The sequence below is a fragment of the Pseudomonas sp. Sample_21 genome (assembly GCF_004307525.1).
In the GTDB taxonomy this organism is placed as follows: Bacteria; Pseudomonadota; Gammaproteobacteria; order Pseudomonadales; family Pseudomonadaceae; genus Aquipseudomonas; species Aquipseudomonas atacamensis.
The window spans coordinates 58178-79196 of record NZ_RCNZ01000127.1 but is presented as its reverse complement, the minus strand read 5'-3'; the positions used below and the strand labels follow the sequence as shown (position 1 = coordinate 79196).

Genomic DNA, 21019 nt, shown 5'->3' with positions numbered 1-21019 from the left:
GGCCTTCTGTCACTCACCGGGGAAGACGCATGACAAAAACAACAATGCGCGCCATCTTCACACCGCAGGCGCTGGCCGCTGCGGTGGCTCTGGGTTGCGGCGCCCAGGCGCACGCGGTCGCCTTCAACATCGGCGAAATCGAAGGCACCTTCGACTCGTCACTCTCGGTCGGCGCGAGCTGGGGCCTGCGCGATGCCGACAGTTCGCTGGTCGGCACGGTCAATGGCGGCAGCGGACAATCGTCCACCGGTGATGACGGGCGGCTGAATTTCAAGAAGGGCGAAACCTTCTCGAAAATCTTCAAGGGTATCCACGACCTCGAACTGAAGTACGGCGATACCGGCGTGTTCGTGCGGGGCAAATACTGGTACGACTTCGAACTCAAGGACGAAGACCGCGAGTTCAAACAGATCAGCGACAGCGGCCGCAAGGAAGGCGCCAAGTCTTCCGGCGCGCAGATCCTCGATGCCTTCGTCTATCACAACTATGCCATCGCCGATCTGCCGGGCACCGTGCGGGCCGGCAAGCAGGTGGTGAGCTGGGGCGAAAGTACCTTCATCGGCAACTCGATCAACAGCATCAACCCGGTCGACGTCTCGGCATTCCGCCGTCCCGGTGCCGAGATCAAGGAAGGCCTGATTCCGGTGAACATGCTGTTCGGTTCGCAGAGCCTGACCGACAAACTTTCGGTCGAAGGCTTCTACCAGCTGGAGTGGGACCAGACCGTTCTCGACAACTGCGGCACCTTCTTTGGCGTCGACGTCGCGGCGGACGGTTGCAACAACGGCTACACCGTCGGCAGCCCAGCGGTGGCGCCACTGGTGCCGCTGACCACTGCGTTCGGCCAAGGCATCCAGGTCACCCGCGAGGGCGTGGTGATCCCCCGTGGCGGTGATCGCGATGCGCGCGATTCGGGGCAGTGGGGCACGGCGCTGCGCTGGCTCGGCGAAGACACCGAGTACGGCCTCTACTTCATGAACTACCACAGCCGTACGCCGACGGTCGGCACCACCACGGCGGGGCTGTCGACACTGGCGGCATTGCCAGGCATGGTCGGCATTGCCAACGGCCTTGCGCCTGGCAGCGGTGCGGGGCTGGCGCAAAGCGTGATGCTCGGGCGCGGTCAGTACTACCTCGAATACCCGGAAGACATTCGCCTGTACGGCGCGAGTTTCTCCACCACTCTGCCCACCGGCACCGCGTGGACCGGCGAGGTCAGCTACCGGCCGAACGCGCCGGTGCAGGTCAACACCAACGACCTGACCCTGGCGCTGGTCAACCCGATTGCCGGCGGCACCGCATCGCCACTCGCTACTTCGCCGGGTGCCGACAACAAAGGCTACCGGCGCAAGGAAGTCACGCAAATCCAGAGCACCCTCACGCACTTCTTCGATCAGGTGCTCGGCGCCGAACGCCTGACCGTAGTCGGTGAAGCGGCGGTGGTGCATGTCGGTGGTCTGGAGTCCCGCAGTGAGCTGCGTTACGGCCGTGATTCGGTGTACGGCCAGTATGGTTTCGGCGGCGATACCGACGGCTTCGTCACCTCGACTTCGTGGGGCTATCGCGCCCGGGCGATTCTCGATTACGCCAACGTCATCGGCGGGATCAACCTCAAGCCCAACCTGTCGTGGTCCCATGACGTCGCCGGTTACGGCCCCAACGGTCTGTTCAACGAAGGTGCGAAAGCCATCAGCTTCGGCGTCGATGCCGACTACCGCAACACCTACACCGCAAGCCTGAGTTACACCGACTTTTTCGGTGGCGACTACAACGTCCTCGAAGACCGCGACTTCGTGGCCCTGAGCTTCGGCGTGAACTTCTGATCTGCCCGAGAAGGATGACTGCAATGCGCAAAACGATTCTGCAATGTGGCGTGCTGGCCTTGAGTCTGCTGGCGGCCAACGTGATGGCGGCGGTGTCGCCGGATGAGGCGAACAAACTCGGCACCAGCCTGACCCCGCTCGGCGCCGAGAAGGCCGGCAATGCGGACGGTTCGATCCCGGCCTGGACCGGCGGCATCCCGAAAAACGCCGGTGCGGTGGACAGCAAGGGCTTCCTCGCCGACCCGTTTGCCAACGAAAAACCGTTGTTCACCATCACCGCCGCGAACGTCGAGCAGTACAAAAGCAAGCTCTCCGATGGCCAGGTGGCGATGTTCAAACGCTATCCGGAAACCTACAAGATCCCGGTCTACCCGACCCACCGCACCGTGGGGGCGCCAGCGGAAATCTATGAGTCGGCCAAGCGCAGCGCGCTCAACGTCAACGCGATCAACGACGGCAACGGCCTGGCCAATTTCACCGGCAATCGCTACTACGCCTTCCCGATTCCGAAGAACGGCGTCGAGGTGCTGTGGAACCACATCACCCGTTATCACGGTGGCAATCTGCGGCGGATCATTACCCAGGTCACGCCGCAGACCAACGGCAGCTACACGCCGATCCGCTTCGAAGAAGAGATCGCCGTGCCGCAACTGATGAAAGACATCGACCCGGAAAAAGCCGCCAACGTGCTGACCTTCTTCAAGCAATCGGTGACCGCCCCGGCGCGGCTGGCCGGTAACGTGCTGCTGGTGCACGAAACCCTCGATCAGGTGAAGGAACCGCGTCTGGCGTGGATCTATAACGCCGGTCAACGCCGCGTACGTCGGGCGCCGCAAGTGGCCTATGACGGTCCGGGTACAGCGGCCGATGGCCTGAGGACTTCCGACAACTTCGACATGTTCTCCGGCGCGCCGGATCGCTATGACTGGAAATTGGTCGGCAAGAAGGAAATGTACATTCCCTACAACAGCTACAAGCTCGACTCGCCGAAGCTCAAGTACGACGACATCGTCAAGGCCGGGCACATCAATCAGGACCTGACCCGTTACGAACTGCACCGCGTCTGGGAAGTGATCGGCACGGTGAAACCGAACGAGCGGCACATCTACGCCAAGCGCCACATGTACATCGACGAGGACAGCTGGCAAGTGGCACTGGCCGATCACTACGACGGTCGCGGGCAACTGTGGCGCGTCGCCGAAGGTCACGCGCAGTACTACTACGATCATCAGGCCCAGGCTTACACCCTGGAAGCGCTCTACGACATCATCGCCGGCCGCTACATTGCGTTGGGCATGAAGAACGAAGAGAAGCACAGCTTCGAATTCGGCTTTGAAGCCAAGGCTGCCGATTACACACCTTCGGCTCTGCGCGCCGAGGGCGTACGGTAACGGGTCTGCTGCACCGCTGGGCAAAAGGCGACCGCACGGTCGCCTTTTTTATGGCCATCAATCAGCGTGCTGAATACTCGTCAACAAGGGCGCGGGAGAGGGCTAGGGTGAGCGCACAACGATAAGAAGGCTCACCCGATGACCGCCATGACCCCGTGCCTGGATCGACCCGGATTTTTGCCCAGGCTTTCTTCGCATCATCAACCTCGCAGCCGTTTGAGCGCACCTTTGCTGGCATCCAGCGCGCGGGTGAAGCTGTTGTGCGCGCCCGCGGGCAGTGGCAAAACCGCACTGCTCACCGAATGTCTTCTTCAGGTGCGTGCAGAGTGCGAGGCCATCTGGCTGCCGCTGGCGGGAGCGGCGCTCAGCAGCGAAGAATTCTGCCTGCGTCTGACGCGGGCGCTCGGGCTGGTCGAAGGCCTTGACGATACGCAACTGATGGCGGAACTGGCCCATTGGTCGAGGCCGACTTCGCTGTTTGTCGACGATTACAGTCGTCTGCCGGATCCGGCTGTGGATGCGCTGCTGGATCGCTTGCTGGCGGTCAGCAGCCCGGCGCTCACCTGGTGGGTCAGCACTCGGCGCCGGCCGCAGTGCAACTGGCCGCGGCTGTTGCTCGATGACGAACTCTACGAATTCGAAAGCGCCAGCCTGGCGCTGACTGACGATGAAGTGGTATCGGTGTTGCACCATTTGCCGCCAGACCAGGCGGAGCGTGTCGCTGCCCGTATCATCCAGCGTACCGGCGGCTGGTGCGCGGGGGCGCGCATGGCGCTCCTGCAAAAGTGCGACTGGTCGCAAAACCTGCAGCCGCAGCAGCGTGTCGACACTCTGCTCGATTATCTGCAGCACGAACTCTTCAGCAACCTGACCCCGGAGCAGGACGAGGCATGGCGTGTGCTGGCTCATCTGCCACGGTTCAACGCGCCGTTATGCGAGCATTTGTTCGGCCCTGGCGAAGGCGCTCAGTTGCTGCGTGATCTGCAAGTGCTGGGCTGCTTCATCGAGCCTTGGCAAGCGTCCGCTGACTGGCTCCAGGTGTTCCGCCCGCTGTCGCGAATCATCCAGGAGTCACATTGGCCGTGCGCGCGTTCCTGGCACCGGCGCGCCTGTCAGTGGTTCAGCGCGACGCAGGATTGGCGAGCGGCGTTCGAACAAGCGTTGTTGGCCGAGGAATACGAAACTGCCGTCAGCCTGTTGCAGCATTTCAGCTTCGAAGACTTGTTCGAAGACCAGACGGTCGTCCTGCTGTTGCGTTTGCACGAGCAGCAAAGCCAGCAGCTGACCCTGATGACACCCCAGCTGATCGTGCTGGTCACGGGCGCCTTATTGTTTGCCGGCCGGTTCGAACAGGCCGGGCAATGCCTGGCTCATCTCGGCCGCTTCATGCCACAACCGACAGCGCAGCTGGAGCAGCAACTGCTGGCCCGCTGGCAGGCGCAACAGGGATGGCTGTTTCACCTGCAAGGGCAAATGGAGCCGGCACGCGCCTGCTTTCAGGAGGCGTTGTCCGCACTGGCTGACGATGCCTGGCAGGCCCGTGTGATGTGCTTGTCGGGACTGACCCAGCAGGCGTTGCTGTGCGGTGAGCTCGATCAGGCCCATGCCCTCAACCGCGAGGCGCTGTGCCTGGCGCGGGCTCACGGCTCGTTGCTGTTCGAAGGCTTGCTTGAGCTTGACCATGCGCAATGGCTCGAGCAGCGAGGCGCGCCTTTGCGTGCGGAAAGCCTGCTGGTGGAGATCGAGCACTTGCTGCGTCAACGCAGCATGGTGCCCACGCCGCTGCTCGGCCGTATCGCCCTGCGACGCGGACGACTGGCGCTGTGCATGGGCCTTGAAGAGCAGGCTGCGCAGCTGTTCAGCCAAGGCCTTGAAGATTGCCTGCGCAGTGCAGACAAACGAGTCTTGTATGGCTATCTGGGGCAGGCGCAACTGGCCGGCAATCGCGGCGATTATGCCTGCGCTTTCGAACGCCTGCGCGAGGCCGAAAGGGTCATGCAGCAGCGGCAGATTCCCGATACGGTCTATCGCGGTGTTGTGTTGCAGGTCAGCAGCCAGTTCTGGTTGCAGCAGGGCCGACCGCATCTTGTCCAAGAAGCGTTGAGCCGACTGTTACGGCATTACCGGGGACCTTCTGCGTTGCAGGCGCCACCCGCGACGTTCGAACTGATTATTCGCATCGAATACCTGCTGGCCTGCGCGAATGCGCAATCGATCCCTGACGAAACCGCTCTGCCCACCATTGAACGATTGCTGAAACGCGCTCAGGCCAAAGGCATGTTGGCGGCGGAAACGGAGTTGCTGCTGGCCTTCGCCCAGTTGGCCGAATTGCACGGTGACACGGTGGCGGCGCAGCAAGCTTTCCAGCGAGCCGCAATGCTGGCGGAGCGCTGCCGGTTGCAGCAAGCCATGCGCGAGTGGGAATTACGCCGAGGCAGCGCCGGCACGGCGTCTGGCAAGCAGATTCCTGTCTGGCTGAGCGATAACGCTGATCATGCCCCAGGCCTCAGTCGACGCGAGCGCGAAGTGCTGGCATTGATTGCTCAGGGTGCTTCGAATCAGCAGGTTGCCGAACAACTGTTTATTTCATTGCATACAGTAAAAACCCATGCGCGGCGTATTAACGGAAAGTTGGGTGTGGAGCGCAGAACTCAAGCGGTGGCAAAAGCAAAGTTGATGGGGATACTGATTTAGGTTGTGATGTTTTGCAGTACAAAAGATTGCATGTGTTTGTTGGCATGTTTTGTAAATTGTTCTCCCTTCAAGTTGCCTGAAAAAGAAACTACCTTGCAACTATCTACAGTGGCTGTGTTCGCAGCTCTGGATAGTCAAGTAAGGAAAAGATGTGGTCAAGTTATATAAAAGTCTGATGCGTGGTTCTTTGGGTGAGCAAGTTACCTGGCCTGAAGAGTGGGAAAAGGCAATCCAGGCAAAAGAAGATCTTTTCAAGATCGTCGACGCCATGCCGAGCGTGCTGGATATTCTTCGCAGCATGCTTGACAGTGAATTGAAGCGTTTGGGCAAGATAATCGATATCGACAATGTTTACATCAATACGGACTCGGCTTTTCCCGATAATGGAAGTCGTCCTTCTGGCACTCTTTGGGAAGTGACTGTTCATTGTCTTGATAATAATGTCAGCCCCGCTTACATAATGGGCGGTGATGGGGTTTATTCTCTGCCGGACACCCGGAATGAGCAGTTCAAGGTCAATGCTCTCAATGTCCTTATTGTCGAGGATCTGATTGCTGCGGTGACCACCGGGTTGCAAAAGACATTGCAAACCGAGATCGCAAAGTTCTGGGCGGCGCCAGTCAGGTCCATGCGACCGGACACGGCACCGTTGTCCAATAAGCAGGCTTTCATCGAAGCCTGCGCCGTGGTCACCAGTGCAGAGCTTTCGCTGTCGGTCATGGCCAACAATTTTGACGCCTGGTTGGGCGAGCGATTCGCTCATCTGCTCGACGCAGATGGCGGTCGCGCAGCGTTTGAAGTCAGGCTGCAACCTGAACGGGATTACCTGCTGTCGCTTCAGCCTTGTTTCGTTCTGGACAACGCCGAGCGTGCGGATGCAGAAATGCCGCTGGTGAATGAGTCAACCTCTTATCTCCTGCATACGCCGGAGAACGGCTTTGAATTTTTTGAAAAAAATATCGATCTGCATAGCAAACTTCAGCAGCGACTGTCCCTGGGTGGAGAACAGATCAGGTATCTGAAAGCTGCGCAAAGTCCTCATGCGTTTTGTGCCGAGGCTCACCTCAAAGGTCAGCTTGAAAGTGTTTCGCTCTTGATCGGCGGCCAGGAACAACTGGCAAAACCGCTGACTTCCATGCTGCAGGACAATCAAGGCCTGCATGTGCTGCGTTACGGCATCGAAACCCGCTTCTATCTGCTTTGGGCTGCATTGAAACGCACCGACTGGCCGCTATGGCTGCATGCCGCGGGTAGCGATATGCAACAGCGCTATAGCGAGCTTGAAGAGTCGCGGGATCAATACCAGGCTGTCTACTCAAACACCTTCGATGCCTGTTTTTCATTCAAGGATTATGTAGTGCGCACATTCGCCGAATGGGCGGACAGGGTACTTGGTGAACAACTGGATCCGGAATCGATAAGTGTCCATAGCTCGTACAGTCTGCAAATTGCCGGGCGTACTATCGAACAGGAAGAAACCCGGACGCTGACGGAGTTTATTGTTTTCGGGCTGCACGACACTGGTTATAAAGCGGCTCTGACTATCATCGGCGCTCCTGCCGGAAGTCGGCTGACGGCAGTAGCGCTTGAACAGTGGCTGGAAAATCGTAACCTGCGACTGGAATTTACCGGCAGTCTTGCATACTCGCCCTCGGTGGCTTACCAGGAGGCTTATCGCAACTATCTCTGCAGTCAGATGGAGTTCGCGGCTTTTGTTGCTCGTCACTCCGGGAAACTGGATTCCACTGATGCCAATATCATCGCGCGGGCCATGGCCAATGATCCTGCGGTGACTATTCAGGGGTTGAAAATCAGACTGCAAGCGCCAGCGCTGAAAGACGTTCTGATGATTTCGGCCAAAGAATACGTGCCGTCGCTGATGCTGGTCAAAACAGCTGGAGGACAATTCGAACTGCAGAAATTTCCCGATATCTACGCCGCGAACCGCTGGCTGGAGTCGGCATTGTCGGCGGATCGTGAATACGCCGCATTGATGATCCATCCCGACTACCTGCAAGAGGCGGGTGAGTTGCTTGGCAGCGCTGGCACTCAACTGAGCTATCGCTACACGATTGATAGCCGGCCGGTCGATTTTTATCTGAACGCCAAAGCACCGTTGGCGGACTACGCGAATGTCGCCTACCGAGCCGAAGTTGCCCTGCACAAAGCCATTGCACCGGCCGGTTATCGCGCGCTTGGCTTCGAGGGCCGCAAGCGCTATTCGCGTCTGTGCACCGAATTCAAGGCACTGTCCATGGTTGAGGCGCGAGACAATGGTTTTCCGACATTCGAGCAATTCACTTACGACTCGGTGAAAGCTCAGATCGAAGACATTTTGCGTTCGCGTGGCAGTTACGTTTCGGTCAATCCCGACCAGATCATTGTGCAAACCGAAGACTTTCGTAAGAGCGTTACCGACGTTTTGCTTGAAGGACTCGCTTTTGAAGCGGCGCATCCAGCCTACGAAACGAAATTCAGCCCGAAATACTATTTGGTCAACGGCCATCCCATCGTTGAAAAACTGGATATCCGCGACCTTTCCTCGCTGTCGAAAACATTCCGACCCGGCGACAGATATACCGCGATGCTGAAAGAGCAATATCAGAACAAGGCGCATCCTGATTACTCATTCAAACGCGCTGTACACGCCCGGAAAATCCGCTGTGAGATGTACCGCAATGCATTTGCCGACTATACCAACGGCAGATTAACCACTGAATCTTTCTCTGCTGTCCAACGGATTATCGACAATCTGAAAGAAGGTGGCGGCTATCCATCAATCGTCAATAGCGTCTCCGAAGGCGACATCGGGCTGTATAAATTCAACATCGGCACGCTGGGTCTGACGGCTGCCGGTGACCGTACAGTTGGCGGCGTTTATATTTTTCGACTGAAGTTATCGTCAGGTTTCTTCGACTTGCTCTATACGCCTGACGCGCCGGATCAAGTCAGCTTCCGGCCGATCGCTGATTTCATTCCTTCGATTCGTTTTCGCAAAGGCCCGTTCAGGACCTACTACAGCGAGCGGATACTGCTGGTTGACCAGAAAGTGATCAATGATTACTTCGATAATCTGGTCGCAACGGTTGATACCCGACCGGTCATTCGCACGCAGCAGCGTTCGTTACTGCCCGATCTGTTCACTTTCCACGACGAGCGAGTGCGCCGTGTATTGAGTGACATCGACGAACGGACCACCAGTCTCAATGAAATAATTGCCGCCCTGGTTTATGAAAACCTGTTGAAGGCCGCAAACATCGTCAGCCTGGTGGTGCCACCCGTAGGCACTGTGGTGGTGGCTGTGCAGGTGATGAAAAGCATCTACGACGCGTCGCAGTCGCACCGACGGGGTGATTATTCCGCCGCGCTGGGGCATGTGCAGGATGTATTGAGCGGACTGCTGACATTGGGTCAGGCTGCAGCGGCGGGGGCGCCGGTTAAAGAACTTACCCGTGCGCAACGCTCATTTCTAAGTCTGTTTGAAGACGCCCGCACGGTCGCGGAACTCGTCACGTATTACACCGGCCATGAAGACCCCGCCGATGAGCTGATCGGTTTCTTCAAGTCACTGATGCAAGAGGGTGACAGCGCATTGAGCAAGACCACGGTGCGTTGAGTCGTTTCGAGCGCACATAAGCATTACTTAACTTTCGTAACCCATGCGCCAACTCACGGCCCGCGTCGCAGCCAACAACCGCTGCGCCGCCGGGCCGTTTTCGTCGGCGTGGAACAGCGAGGTCGGGCCGACGATGGTCAGCACCGCAGCGATCTGGCCGACCGCGTTGAACACTGGCGCAGAAAGCGCATCCACACCCGGCATCAACAAACCATGCACGTGATGCAGACCGCGTTCGCGGATCTGTTCACACAGCGCTGCATAGGCTGTTTCATCCTTGAGCGGATGCTCCGCGACAGCGATTTCCTGTTCGCGCAATTCATCGGTTTCCCGGTGTGGCAGGTAAGCGCTGAACACCAGCCCGGTGGACGAACTGAGCAGCGGCAGCACCGAACCCAATTGCGTCACCACTGTCACCGCGCGCACCGCCGGTTCGATATGCACCACGGTTGCACCCTGATTGCCCCACACCGCGAGAAAGCAGGTTTCGTTGAGTTCGTCGCGCAACTCGGACAGCGGCAGGGCGGCGACTTTCAGCACGTCCATGCTGTTGAGTGCGGCCAGGCCCACCCGCAACGCTTCGCGACCGAGGCCGTAATGGTTGGTGGCGGCGTTCTGTTCGGCAAATCCTGAAGCAATCAACGCCTGCAGATAGCGATGCACCTTGCTCGCCGGCATCTGCACGTGTTCGGCCAGACGCGACAGCGAAGTCGACGGTGACAACTCGGCCAAAGCCTTGAGGATGTCGGTGCCGACCTCGGCGGAGCGGACTTTCTGTTTGCCGTTGCTGTCGCTGGTTTTTTCCATGGGGCTGGCGGTTCCGGTTCGAATGGGCGTCTTTATAGCTTGACGCTGGATAGCGAGCAAATTACGTTATGCGTAATCAGATTACGATAATAACAACCCCGGCGTGCCGAGACCTCTGAGCCAGAGCGATGGGCCATTGCCGACTCCCTGTTCAGGAGGCTCCATGAACCTCGATTCAACCGCGCAGGACCTGGTTTACCAGTCCGGCTTCGGCAACGAATTCAGCACCGAAGCGTTGCCCGGCGCGCTGCCCGTTGGCCAGAATTCCCCGCAAAAAGCCCCGTATGGCCTGTATACCGAATTGTTCTCCGGCACCGCGTTCACCATGCCGCGCAGCGAAGCGCGCCGCACCTGGATGTACCGGATTCAGCCATCGGCCAACCACCCGGCGTTCGTCAAACTGGAACGGCAACTGGCCGGCGGACCGTTGGGTGAAGTGACGCCCAATCGCCTGCGCTGGAATCCACTGGAGCTGCCTACCGAACCGACGGATTTCATCGATGGCCTGGTCAGCATGGCGGCCAACGCCGGCGCCGAGAAACCGTCCGGCATCAGCATTTATAACTACACCGCCAACCGTTCGATGGAGCGGGTATTCTTCAACGCTGACGGTGAAATGCTGCTGGTGCCGCAACTCGGTCGCCTGCGTATCGCCACCGAACTGGGCGTACTCGAAGTGGCGCCGCTGGAAATCGTCGTGCTGCCGCGTGGCCTGAAGTTTCGCGTCGAGCTGCTCGATCCACAGGCACGCGGTTACCTCGCCGAGAACCATGGCGCGCCGCTGCGCCTGCCGGATCTGGGGCCGATCGGCAGCAACGGTCTGGCCAATCCACGGGATTTCCTTACCCCGGTCGCCGCCTACGAAAACCTGCAGCAACCGACCACTCTGGTGCAGAAATTCCTTGGCCAGTTGTGGGCCACCGAACTCAATCATTCGCCGCTCAATGTGGTCGCCTGGCACGGTAACAACGTGCCGTACAAATACGACCTGCGCCGTTTCAACACCATTGGCACGGTGAGTTTCGATCATCCGGATCCTTCGATCTTCACCGTACTGACCTCGCCGACCAGCGTGCACGGTCTGGCCAACCTCGATTTCGTGATCTTCCCGCCGCGCTGGATGGTCGCCGAAAACACCTTCCGGCCACCGTGGTTCCACCGCAACCTGATGAACGAATTCATGGGCCTGATCCAGGGCGAATACGACGCCAAGGCTGAAGGCTTCGTGCCCGGCGGCGCTTCGTTGCACAGCTGCATGAGCGCCCACGGCCCCGACGGCGAGACCTGCACCAGGGCGATCAACGCCGAGCTTGCACCTGCAAAAATCGATAACACCATGGCCTTCATGTTCGAGACCAGCCAGGTGCTGCGCCCAAGCCGTTTCGCCCTCGACTGCCCTCAATTGCAATCCAGTTATGACGCTTGCTGGGCCTCGCTGCCCGCCACGTTCGACCCGACCCGGAGATAACCCATGACACAGAATTCCATCACCCGCAGTTGGGTCGCTTCGGCCAACGGTCACAGCGATTTTCCGTTGCAGAATCTGCCGCTGGGCGTGTTCAGTCTCAACGATTGCAGTCCGCGCGCGGGCGTGGCGATCGGCGAGCACATCTTCGATTTGCAAGTCGCGCTAGAGGCCGGGCTGTTCGACGGCGTCGCACGCAGTGCGGTGGAAGCCATGCATGGCGGGCAGTTGAACGCGTTCTTCGAACTTGGCCGTGAGGCGCGGGTGGCCCTGCGCGAACGCCTGATCGAACTGTTCAGTGAAGGCAGCACGCTGCGTGGCAGCATCGAAGCGCAAGGCGCGAAAGTCTTGCCACTGGCTGCCGATTGCCAGATGCACCTGCCGGCGCGAATCAGCGATTACACCGACTTCTACGTCGGCATCGAGCACGCGCAGAACGTCGGCAAACTGTTCCGTCCGGATAACCCGCTGTTGCCGAACTACAAGCACGTGCCGATCGGTTACCACGGTCGCGCTTCCACGGTGCGAGCGTCCGGCACCGACGTGCGCCGGCCGAAGGGCCAGACGCTGCCGGCCGGGCAGACCGAACCGGTATTCGGCCCATGCGCACGTCTGGATTACGAACTGGAGCTGGGCATCTGGATCGGCCAGGGCAATGAGATGGGCGAGCCGATTGCCATCGGTGACGCTGCCGAGCACATCGCCGGTTTCTGCCTGCTCAACGACTGGTCGGCGCGGGATATCCAGGCTTGGGAATACCAGCCACTCGGCCCATTTCTGTCGAAAAGCTTCATCACCAGTGTTTCGCCCTGGGTGGTGACGGCCGAAGCACTGGAACCATTCCGCATGGCACAGCCGGCGCGCCCTGAAGGTGATCCGCAGCCGCTGCCGTATCTGCTCGACAAGCGTGATCAGGACGGCGGCGCCTTTGACATCGAACTGGAAGTGCTGCTGCGCACCGAAGCCATGCGCGAGCAGAACCTGCCGGCTCATCGCCTGACCCTGAGCAACACCCGCTACATGTACTGGACCGTCGCGCAAATGGTCGCGCACCACAGCGTCAACGGCTGCCAGTTGCAGGCCGGTGACCTGTTTGGTTCGGGCACTTTGTCCGGCCCGGAAAACGGCCAGTTTGGGAGCTTGCTGGAGATCACTGAGGGCGGTAAGAAACCGATCGAACTGGCTTCCGGCGAAGTGCGCAAGTTCCTTGAGGACGGTGACGAAATCATCCTGCGCGCTCGCTGTGCCCGCGAAGGTTTTGCCTCGATCGGCTTCGGCGAATGTCGCGGCACCGTGATCGCTGCACGCTGACAGGAGCGGCTTATGGATCTCTATGGCTATTACCGTTCCACTTCATCGTACCGGGTGCGAATCGCACTGGCGTTGAAGGGCCTCGATTACCAGGCGCTGCCGGTCAACCTGATCGCACCGTCGGGTGGTGAACATCGGCAGCCGGCGTATCTGGCGCTCAATCCCCAGGGCCGGGTGCCAACCTTGCGCACCGATGACGGTGCGCTGCTGATTCAATCGCCGGCGATCATCGAGTATCTGGAAGAGCGTTATCCACAGGTGCCGTTGCTGCCGGATGATCTGCTGACGCGCGCGCAGGTGCGCGGTGTCGCGGCGGTGATCGGCTGCGATGTGCACCCGCTGCACAACGTCAGCGTGCTCAATCGCCTGCGCCAGTCCGGGCAGGATGAAACGCAGGTGGTGGAGTGGATCAGCCATTGGATCAGCCAAGGGCTGGCAACGGTGGAGCAGTTGATCGGCGACAGCGGTTTCTGTTTTGGCGAATGGCCGTGTGTGGCGGATGTGTATTTGATTCCGCAGTTGTATGCGGCAGAGCGGTTCAACGTCAGCCTGGAGGCGTATCCGAAGATTTGCCGTGTGGCTGCGTTGGCGGCTGAACATCCGGCGTTTATCAAGGCGCATCCTGCCAATCAACCAGACACCCCGTAATTCCTGTGGGAGCGAGCCTGCTCGCGAAGACGGCGTGTCAGTGGCCTTTCATTCAGCTGACACACCGCTTTCGCGAGCAGGCTCGCTCCCACACAGGTTTGTGTGGGCCTCAAGGATGGGGGCAAACCTGCAAAAAGCGGTCAATGCACGACGGAGTTGGGCGGCAGATGGCCGAGGCGTTCGGTCAGGCGCAGGCGCTGGATCGGGTCTTCGCTGAGCAATAACGCATGCTCCAGATCGAAGCGTTCAGCGTTCGGGCAATCCAGCCGTTGATACAGACTGGCCCGGGCCATGTAATCAGAGGCCTTCGCATCACCCAGTTCGAGCACTCGTTCTGCGTCGATCAGCGCGGCGATGTGATCGTCGTGGGTCAGATGCAATTGGCGCAGATTGCGTGACAGACGCTGCAGCATCTGCACTGGCGTGGCCGTCAGTAGATGCTCGGCGCTGAGCTGCATGTTCGGCCCGTATTGGCGTTGCAACAGTTCGCGACAGTCGTTGGGATACAAGCGTCGCCCGCCGCAAGGGTCGAGCAAGTGGTCGGCGCCGGGTACCCGCAACAGGAAATGCCCGGGGAAGTTGACCCCGACCAAAGGAATCTCGAGGCCATGCGCCAGTTCCAGTGCGATCAACGCCAATGCCAACGGCTGACCGCGCTGGGTGTGCAACACACGATGCAGCAGCGCCGCCTGCGGGCGCAGCGGCAGGAAATCATCCTGTGCGAAACCGAGATCGACCATGCGCCGCAACAGCGGTTGCGCCAGTTCGCTGACCGGCAGCATCGGCAGCCCATAGCTGACGCGTAGTTGCAGATCCTTGAAGGTGCGCAACCATGCCTCGGGCTCGAGGGTTTTGTCGTGCTCGGCACTTATCCACAGCGCAGCTTCCAGCAGGGCCGGCGGTGAACGATGCAGGCATTCGAAAAAGCGTTGGCGCGCACTCATCTGAATCTCCCTCCAATGCCTCGTTTTAGCCCCGTCCGTGTTGTTCGTCCAGTGCCGGGCGCGTTGAGCGCGAGTTATAGCGGCGCAACATTGTCCGCTCGGCGGCTCATGCCGGTGCGCGCCAGCAATTTTCGGGGGCAAGCCTATACTGGCGTTCTACAAGAAGTGATTCGGGAGCCTGTCGATGTTCGCTCTCATGCAAAGCACTCGCCTGGAATCGCTGCACTTGAGCGTGGACCCGGTCACCGGGTTGAAGGCGGTCATTGCCATTCATGACAGTCGCCTGGGGCCAGCCCTGGGCGGCTGCCGTTACCTTGCCTATCCCAACGACGAATCTGCGGTCGAGGACGCCATTCGCCTGGCGCAAAACATGAGCTACAAAGCGGCGCTGGCCGGTCTTGCGCAGGGCGGCGGGGTGGCGGTGATCGTGCGCCCGGCCCATGTCGAGAATCGCGCCGCATTATTCGAGGCTTTCGGCCGTTGCATCGAGCAGCTCGACGGTCACTACATCACCGCCATCGACAGCGGCACTTCAGTGGCGGACATGGACTGCATTGCCCAGCAGACCCGGCATGTCACCAGCACCACCTCGGCAGGCGATCCGGCACCGCACGCGGCCATGGGCGTGTTCACCGGCATTCGCGCCACGGCGATGGCGCGTCTGGGCAGCGACAACCTCGAAGGCCTGCGCATCGCGATTCAGGGGCTTGGCAATGTCGGTTATGCACTGGCCGAGCAACTGCACGCTGCCGGCGCCGAGTTGCTGGTCAGTGACATCGACCACGGCAAGGTGCAACTGGCGATGGAGCAGCTCAATGCTCACCCGATCGCCAACGACGCATTGCTCAGCACGCCTTGCGACATTCTTGCGCCTTGTGGGTTGGGCGGTGTGCTCAACAGTCACTCTGTGTCGCAACTGCGCTGTTCTGCTGTGGCCGGTTCGGCGAACAATCAACTTTCCCATCTGGATGTGGCGGATCAACTGGAACGGCGCGGGATTCTTTATGCGCCGGACTATGTGATCAATGCCGGCGGGCTTATTTACGTTTCGCTTAAACATCGTGGCGAGGAGTTGCCGACGATTACGGCGCATCTGTCGAAAATCAGTTCGCGGCTGACCGAAGTCTTCGCCCATGCTCAGGCGGAAAAACGTTCGCCGGCGCGGGTGGCGGATGAGTTGGCGGAAAAGGTTTTGTATCGCTGAAAGCAAAAGATCGCAGCCTTCGGCAGCTCCTGCACTCGAAATGCAGTAGCTGCCGAAGGCTCGGGCCGCGATCGGACGATCTTTCTGATTACTTCGGCGCTTTCGCTGCTTTGGCGGGCTTCGCCGGCGCCTCGTCAGGTTCTGCCGCTTCAGCTTTTTCGACAGGCTCGGCCGGCGCATTGATCAGCTCCGACAGCGCATCGGGCTGGCTCTTGAATGCCCGGGCGAACACATCACGATTCTTCGCCATGTAGATCCCGGCTTCTTCCACTTGCTGTTCGGTCAGGGACGGAACGGCTTTTTGCAGCACATCGGCCAGATATTCGGCCAGTTCGAGCATTTTGTCATGACGATCAGCTTCGGCTTTATCCATGAACAAGCGCTCCAGATCTCGGCTGCTGCGGTATACCACTTCGACGGCCATTCACCACCTCACATGCCTTCACGTTAAGTTGTCTTGACGACTACTGTATCCATATACAGCGAAAAGGATAAGCGAATCCCTGCGCCATGGGTAGTGGCTTTTCAATGTAGACCGGATTTGGCGTTTGTCAGTGAGCCGTGTCGCTGCTGTTCGCGAGCTGGCTCGCTCCCACGGGGAATGTGCAAAGCCGCGAGCCTGCGACCAAACGCCACGGCGCGGGATTTGCGGCGGATCGCCATGATGCGTGGCCCTGAACCTGCATGAAAACCGTTGCAACAAGGCGCGCGCGCAAAACCGTCACGTGCGATACGCATCATCCGCCCGAAACGGGCTAAGGAAACTCATCGTGAAAATAAACTGGGCCGAGAAACTGCGGCGTAACGTGCATCAACTGGCCGAGTCCCTGGGCAACCTGTTCGTCGAAACCTTCCACTATCTGGCGCTGTTCGCCATCGGTGCGGTGACGGCGTGGGCGGCGGTGATGGAGTTCCTCGGCATGCTCGAAGTCGGGCACATCAAGATTGATGACATTCTGTTGCTGTTCATCTATCTGGAACTGGGCGCGATGGTCGGGATTTATTTCAAGACCAACCATATGCCGGTGCGCTTTCTGATTTACGTAGCGATCACCGCGCTGACGCGCTTGCTGATTTCCAACGTCTCGCACCACAACCCGCCGGACATGGGCATCATCTACCTGTGCGGCGGCATTCTGCTGCTGGCGTTTGCGATCCTGGTGGTGCGTTACGCTTCGTCGCAATTCCCCTCAGTGAAGATCGAGAACCCGCAGCGCAAGATCGGTACGGGTTCCAGCGAACATCCTGAAGTGGAGAAGGGCGAGCTCTAAAGGCCCGCCGCCTGGCCGGGCTGGCCTTTGACCCGTGGCGGTGGCGGGGTGAGCCCGGCGCCGCTGGTCATGGCTTCGAGAATCGACATGGCGCTGTGGCCCTGTTCGATGGCGATGCCGAACTGGATGCTTTGCACCAGCCGTTTCAAACGCTCGGGATCGTTGCGCTGTTCGGCACTGATCATGCGCTTGGCCACGATGCGGCCGGCGTTGGACAGGGTCAGCATGATGCTGCCGTCCAGGCCCTGAATGCTCAGATTGATCTGATAGTCCGGCGCGAAAGCATCGGTAATGATTTGAAATGGGTTGTCCATGATGCGTCACCGCCTGATTGAACGTGCAGTTGTTGACCGGCCATGATCCGATTTGGTTCGCAACACCAGACCACTGGCATCTCGTTCGCTGAGGTTTGCAATGTCCGTTTGCCTCAAGGGTGATGTAGCAAGGGGCATGCCGGAAAAATTGTCGAACAATAAACACGGCGAAAAAAACGGCGAGCCTCGGGGCTCGCCGTTTTTTGTGGCGCGTTTTCAGGGCAGGAATGAGCTGATGATCGCTGACAGTGCAGTCAGGCCGATCAGCACTCCACCCAGTTCACCGCCAGCCCGCCCCGCGAGGTTTCCTTGTATTTGTCGTGCATGTCGGCGCCGGTGTCGCGCATGGTGCGGATCACCCGGTCGAGGGAAATGAAGTGATTGCCGTCGCCGCGCAGGGCCATTTGCGTGGCGTTGATCGCCTTCACCGCCGCGATGGCATTGCGCTCGATGCACGGCACTTGCACCAGACCACCGACCGGATCGCAGGTCAGGCCGAGGTTGTGTTCCAGGCCGATTTCGGCAGCGTTCTCCAGTTGCTCCGGTGTCGCACCAAGGACGTCGGCCAGGCCGGCGGCGGCCATGGCGCAAGCCGAACCGACTTCGCCCTGACAGCCGACCTCGGCACCGGAGATGGAGGCGTTTTTCTTGCACAAAATCCCGACAGCGGCTGCGCCGAGAAAGAACGCGACGACATCATCGTCAGACGCATCCGGATTGAATTTCATGTAGTAGTGCAGAACCGCCGGAATGATCCCGGCGGCGCCATTGGTCGGCGCGGTGACCATGCGCCCGCCGGCTGCGTTTTCTTCGTTGACGGCGAGGGCGAACAGGTTGACCCATTCCATCGCCGACAGGGTCGAGCTGATCACATTCGGTTTGCCGATTTCCAACAGGCTGCGATGCAGTTTTGCCGCGCGACGCGGTACTTTCAGACCGCCGGGCAGGATGCCTTCGTGGCGCAAACCTTGTTCGACGCACTCACGCATTACTGACCAGATGTGCAACAGGCCTTGGCGAATCTCGGCATCGCTGCGCCAGGCGCGCTCGTTGGCCATCATCAGTTCGGACACGCGCAGATTATGTTGTTTGCACAGGGCAAGCAGCTCGGCGGCGCTGGAAAAGTCGTACGGCAACACTATGTCACTTGCGGGCGTTAAACCGGACTCCGCTTCAGCCGCTTCGACGATGAAACCGCCGCCCACCGAGTAATAGGTTTGCGTGAACAGCTCGGCGCTTTCGCCAAAGGCGCTCAGCGACATCGCATTGGGATGGTAGGGCAGGCTCTCGTCGAGCAGCAGCAGATCGCTCTGCCAGTCAAACGCAATTGAACGTTGACCGGCGAGGGACAGTTGCCCGGTTTCGCGCAGTTGCTGGATGCGTGGATCGATGGTCGAAGGATCGATGCTGTCCGGCCACTCGCCCATCAGGCCCATGACCGTCGCGCGGTCAGTGGCGTGGCCGACGCCGGTGGCCGAGAGCGAACCGTACAGGCGGATCTGCACACGTCGCACATCATTGAGCAGATGCTGATCGATCAGAGCCTGGGCAAAGGTCGCCGCTGCACGCATCGGACCGACGGTATGGGAACTGGACGGGCCGATGCCCACTTTGAATAGATCGAAAACACTGATAGCCATGCTAAACCCTTACAAGCAATGGAGTAGGAATCGCTGCCATTTTTTGTCGGACAAGCGCAATGTCGGCGATACTGCCTGCCTCGGTTCGAGGTGACCAACGAAACCTCCTAAGACAGCCTTTAGCAGGACTAAACAATGAGTCGTCAATTGCATGCCCAGACCTATGTCTGGCTGCAGGTGTTTGCCTGTGCCGCGCGGCACCTGTCGTTCACCCGTTGTGCCGAAGAGCTGCACATCACCCCGGGCGCGGTCAGCCAGCAGATTCGCCAATTGGAAGAGCGCCTGGGCTTTCGCCTGTTTCATCGGCGCGCGCGCGGCGTTGAGTTGAGTGCACAGGGGCAGCGGCTGGCGATTACCGTCAATGAAGCCTATGGCAGCATCGATGCGGAATTGCGCCGGCTGGACGCCGGGATGATCAGCGGGACTCTGCGGTTGCGCTCGATCCCGTCGTTTCTTGGCAAGTGGCTGACTCCGCGCCTGCCGCGCTTGCAGCAACGCTTTCCGGATATCCAGTTGCGCCTGGTGGCCGAGGACAGCAGCGTGCCACTGCATGAGGGCGATTTCGATCTGGCCATCGACCTTAACGATGGCAGTTACCCAGGATTGTTATCCACAGCCTTGCTCGACGAGCAGATTTTCCCGGTGTGCGCGCCGAGCCTGTTGCGTGGGCGCCCGCCGTTGCACGGGCCGGCCGATCTGGTGCATTTCCCGTTGCTGCACGACATCACCGCCTGGCGTGGCAGTTACGAGTACGCGGAATGGGAGTTCTATTTGAATGCGATCGGCTTCGACGGCGCCGATGTGCGGCGCGGCCACACGTTCAACCGCAATCATCTGACCATCGAAGCGGCGATCGCTGGCATGGGCGTGGCGATTGCCCGGCGCACGTTGCTCAACGATGAGCTGGAGCGCGGCACTTTGATCGTGCCGTTCGGCTTGTCGGTGCCCAACCATAAACGCTATGTGCTGCTGTATGCACCGGGGGCGTTGAGCCATCCGGGCGTGCGCGCTGTGCACGACTGGCTGGTGGAGGAGGCGGGGATTTTTCGCAGTTTGCACCCGCTGAACGAGCAGCAGATGTGAGCAGATTTTTCTGCGGAGCGGGTCGACCCAACTCCCGACATTAACAGCGCCTCGCTCGGTTGTCCGGCTTTTTTTGCGAATGAATATTTTTCTTTTTTCAGGGGTTGAAATGTTCGCCGCTCGGGCCGATTGTTGTAACCAGGAGGTCAGGAAATTCACTTCAAGGCCTCCAGCGAGCTAGCTGAAATAAGGGATGAACTATGCAAATCCAAGTCAACAGCGATAACCATATTCAAAGCAGTAAGCGACTGGAGGAGTGGGTACGTACAACTATTGAGAGCACGCTCGACCGTTATGAAGAAGACCTGACCCGTGTCGAAGTCCACCTGAGCGACGAGAACGGCGAGAAACCAGGTCCCCATGACTTGCGCTGCCAACTGGAAGCGCGGCCAAAAGGCCACCAACCGATTTCCGTGACCCACAAAGCCGATTCGCTGGAACAGGCGATCGACGGTGCCGCCGAGAAACTGGAGCACAAACTGGATCATCTGTTCGGCAAACTGCGAGGTAAACCACGCGCCGCTGTAGTGCCATTTACTGGCAAGGCCAACGACAAGCTGTTGGCGGAAGAATTTGACGAGAATGAACAGGCAGCGATCAACAGTTGATGCGCTGATTTCACAAGTCACACAAGGAGAACGGGCCTGCTGATGCAGGCCCGTTTTTTTGTTTGTGGTGTTGGTGATTGCTCGCAGGGTTTAAGACCGTAGCCCCTCACCCCAGCCCTCTCCCGAGGGAGAGGGAGTCGATCCGGTTGTTTTCAAGTCCAGCGTTCGGCTCGATATTGCAGGCGAGCGTAAATCGTAAA

At 59.4% G+C, this 21019-nt stretch carries 15 protein-coding genes and 1 pseudogene; 11 read left to right on the top strand and 5 right to left on the bottom strand.

What is annotated here, in order from left to right; all coding sequences use genetic code 11:
* Positions 1-29 precede the first annotated feature (29 nt).
* The 4 genes from D8U71_RS25030 (at position 30) to D8U71_RS25015 (ending at position 9524) form a co-directional block, all read left to right on the top strand.
* Positions 30-1823, top strand: coding sequence for a DUF1302 domain-containing protein (locus tag D8U71_RS25030; RefSeq protein ID WP_038860649.1), 1794 nt, complete (start codon positions 30-32; stop codon positions 1821-1823).
* Positions 1824-1846: 23 nt separating this feature from the next.
* The gene (locus tag D8U71_RS25025; protein WP_039759308.1) at positions 1847-3214 is read left to right on the top strand and encodes a DUF1329 domain-containing protein; all 1368 of its coding nucleotides are present in this window, start codon (positions 1847-1849) and stop codon (positions 3212-3214) included.
* Between the two features lie 138 nt (positions 3215-3352).
* Complete coding sequence (locus tag D8U71_RS25020; protein ID WP_130888944.1) at positions 3353-5908, top strand: LuxR C-terminal-related transcriptional regulator; 2556 nt, start codon at positions 3353-3355, stop codon at positions 5906-5908.
* Positions 5909-6059: 151 nt separating this feature from the next.
* The gene (locus D8U71_RS25015) at positions 6060-9524 is read left to right on the top strand and encodes a DUF6543 domain-containing protein (protein ID WP_130888943.1); all 3465 of its coding nucleotides are present in this window, start codon (positions 6060-6062) and stop codon (positions 9522-9524) included.
* Between the two features lie 27 nt (positions 9525-9551).
* Here the strand turns inward: D8U71_RS25015 and D8U71_RS25010 are convergent, their stop codons facing one another.
* Complete coding sequence (locus D8U71_RS25010; RefSeq protein WP_024011648.1) at positions 9552-10331, bottom strand: IclR family transcriptional regulator; 780 nt, start codon at positions 10329-10331, stop codon at positions 9552-9554.
* A gap of 163 nt (positions 10332-10494) precedes the next feature.
* Between D8U71_RS25010 and hmgA the strand changes: the two genes are divergently transcribed.
* The 3 genes from hmgA to maiA are packed head-to-tail and all read left to right on the top strand — an operon-like array spanning position 10495 to position 13755.
* Positions 10495-11799 (top strand): homogentisate 1,2-dioxygenase, encoded by a 1305-nt coding sequence (hmgA, locus tag D8U71_RS25005; RefSeq protein WP_122750886.1) that lies wholly within the window; start codon positions 10495-10497, stop codon positions 11797-11799.
* A 3-nt stretch (positions 11800-11802) separates the two neighbouring features.
* Positions 11803-13107, top strand: a complete 1305-nt coding sequence (gene fahA, locus D8U71_RS25000) for a fumarylacetoacetase (RefSeq protein WP_130888942.1) — start codon at positions 11803-11805, stop codon at positions 13105-13107.
* A 12-nt stretch (positions 13108-13119) separates the two neighbouring features.
* The gene (gene maiA, locus D8U71_RS24995) at positions 13120-13755 is read left to right on the top strand and encodes a maleylacetoacetate isomerase (protein ID WP_130888941.1); all 636 of its coding nucleotides are present in this window, start codon (positions 13120-13122) and stop codon (positions 13753-13755) included.
* A 140-nt stretch (positions 13756-13895) separates the two neighbouring features.
* Here maiA and D8U71_RS24990 read toward each other — a convergent pair whose 3' ends face one another.
* On the bottom strand, positions 13896-14699 hold the full coding sequence (locus tag D8U71_RS24990; RefSeq protein ID WP_024011653.1) for a transglutaminase family protein: 804 nt from the start codon (positions 14697-14699) through the stop codon (positions 13896-13898).
* A 184-nt stretch (positions 14700-14883) separates the two neighbouring features.
* Between D8U71_RS24990 and D8U71_RS24985 the strand changes: the two genes are divergently transcribed.
* Positions 14884-15903 carry a Glu/Leu/Phe/Val dehydrogenase dimerization domain-containing protein gene (locus D8U71_RS24985; protein WP_130888940.1) on the top strand — a complete coding sequence of 340 codons (1020 nt, stop codon included), beginning with the start codon at positions 14884-14886 and terminating at the stop codon, positions 15901-15903.
* A gap of 184 nt (positions 15904-16087) precedes the next feature.
* Here the strand turns inward: D8U71_RS24985 and D8U71_RS24980 are convergent.
* A pseudogene (locus D8U71_RS24980) lies at positions 16088-16327 on the bottom strand (YebG family protein); the annotation flags it as partial.
* A gap of 346 nt (positions 16328-16673) precedes the next feature.
* Between D8U71_RS24980 and D8U71_RS24975 the strand changes: the two are divergent.
* Complete coding sequence (locus D8U71_RS24975; protein ID WP_016771633.1) at positions 16674-17174, top strand: phosphate-starvation-inducible PsiE family protein; 501 nt, start codon at positions 16674-16676, stop codon at positions 17172-17174.
* On the opposite strand, the gene D8U71_RS24970 is transcribed toward D8U71_RS24975, so the two are convergent.
* Entirely contained in the window at positions 17171-17488 is a 318-nt protein-coding gene (locus D8U71_RS24970; protein WP_016771632.1) for a DUF3509 domain-containing protein, read from the bottom strand. The two genes, D8U71_RS24975 and D8U71_RS24970, sit on opposite strands and share 4 nt — an antisense overlap.
* Before the next feature lie 263 nt (positions 17489-17751).
* Positions 17752-19128, bottom strand: a complete 1377-nt coding sequence (locus D8U71_RS24965) for an L-serine ammonia-lyase (protein WP_125927133.1) — start codon at positions 19126-19128, stop codon at positions 17752-17754.
* Between the two features lie 135 nt (positions 19129-19263).
* On the opposite strand from D8U71_RS24965, the gene D8U71_RS24960 reads away from it, so the two are divergent.
* A complete protein-coding gene (locus D8U71_RS24960) occupies positions 19264-20211 on the top strand; it encodes a LysR substrate-binding domain-containing protein (protein WP_130888939.1) in 948 nt (315 codons plus the stop codon).
* A gap of 200 nt (positions 20212-20411) precedes the next feature.
* Positions 20412-20819: an HPF/RaiA family ribosome-associated protein gene (locus D8U71_RS24955; protein ID WP_016771629.1), complete on the top strand. Its 408-nt coding sequence runs from the start codon at positions 20412-20414 to the stop codon at positions 20817-20819.
* Positions 20820-21019 lie beyond the last annotated feature (200 nt).